Raw genomic sequence first — 1777 nt, 5'->3', positions numbered from 1 at the left:
AACTTTAGGATGGAAATCTCCTATCGATATCAGAAAAGCTTTACTAGGAGCTAGCTCCTAGTAAAGCTTAACAAATGGATAGCTTCAAAATAACATTTTAGGTCTCACATCATTGACAAAGGTACAGTAAGATACGACAGTGTTTTTAAAAGAATACATAAAGAGGTTGGATTGCACCAACCTCTCAATAGAAATATCATCTATGATGCTAATGATCATTTTTCCCTTACAATAGGGATGCGCAACATAAACTCTGTTCCCTTATCCACTTCACTCACAACATCTATCTGACAATGATAAGCTTCCACAATTTCACTCAAAATAGATAGCCCAATCCCTAAACCAGCTTGTGTACTTACACGATGGCGTGACTTATCAGACCTATAAAAGCGCTCAAAAATATGCTGTAGATCTTCTTTAGAAATTCCTTCTCCCTGATCCTTAACCCTGATCAAAGCATATTGATCCTCTAAATCTATTGATAAGTCAATAACCTTTTTATCTCTAGAATATTTAACAGCATTATCCATTAGGATAGTCAACGCTTGTTCAAAATGATTTTTATACATCTTAATCATAATAGGCTGAGCTATATGCTCACTTAAGGTGATGTCGAAATCAGGGTGTAAGCCTCTAAAATTCCCCACAATGGCGGCACTTGATGTTTGAACTATACAAGTATCATTTTGATGCTGCTCAAAACTTCCTGTGATACGCACCATCTCAAGCATATCATTAATCATGATATTCATACGATTAATTTCTACTGAACTAACCTCTAAGCTCTCTTCTAGAATTTCAGGATCATTTTTCCCCCAACGCTGCAACAAATCTAAATGACCCTTAATCACAGCGATAGGAGTTCTAAGTTCATGACTGACATCGCTAATAAAACGAACTTGGCGATCATTTTGCTCACTCAACCGCTCCAGCATCTGATTATAAATATGAGCTAAACTTTCAATCTCATCGCCAGTATGAATTTCTACACGCTTAGATAAATCTGAAGGATTTTTCACAACCCCACGCATGGAAGCATTTAAAGTATGGACAGGACTTAAAAAACGCCTAGAAAACTCAACAATAACTAGCTGCCCAATAATCAAAATAAAAATTTCCATGATAACCAAAAAGAAAAATACACGGTTACGAAGATTATAATAAACTTGCAAATTTTGAAATATTTGAATATAACCTATAATCTTTTTAGAGTTGGATTTTGCATAAATCGGCTTAGTCAGCACATATCCTTTCACGTTACTGTAGGCCGTTGAATAAATCTCCCCAACATATCGTAAGGTTGGAGGATTTTTTTCAGAATCTGTTGTAAAAATTAATCGCTTTTGACTACTGTAAATATAAGCTTGTTGTGTTGATATCAAGACAGAGGACAAATCTCTCATTTCTCGAAAAATATGATGTTCCCTAATCGATTCTTGAACCTTCACCACATCAGAATCTCTATGCGTATAAAGATAGTCTGATAAATTATCTAAAGTCAACTCCTTATCAATCTCAGACAATTCCGTACTCAACTTTTGACTATTTGCTTGAAGTGTCTCTTTTTCATGATTTAATAATATATAATTCATAGAAGCATAAGCCAAAAGTGTTACAATAGTAAAAATAAACAGAAAAAGGAAAAAAGTCGGGCTCTTTGTCAACTGTAGTGGGTAGATGAAAAGCTAACACCTAGAGAGGACGAAATTCGTTCTCTCTTTCTTTATGTTCAAGGCAATCAAAATCCGTTTTTTAAAGTTTTCAAAGTTCCTGAAAC

1 protein-coding gene is annotated in these 1777 nt (G+C 34.7%); it reads right to left on the bottom strand.

Annotated elements, in window-relative coordinates; all coding sequences use genetic code 11:
* Positions 1–215: 215 nt before the first annotated feature.
* Complete coding sequence (locus ACVRWY_RS09465) at positions 216–1592, bottom strand: HAMP domain-containing sensor histidine kinase (protein WP_354369918.1); 1377 nt, start codon at positions 1590–1592, stop codon at positions 216–218.
* Positions 1593–1777: the final 185 nt, after the last annotated feature.

The sequence above is a fragment of the Streptococcus porcorum genome (genome assembly GCF_053203725.1).
Note: the sequence above shows the minus strand (reverse complement) of the source record. Positions and strands in the feature narration are given on the sequence as shown.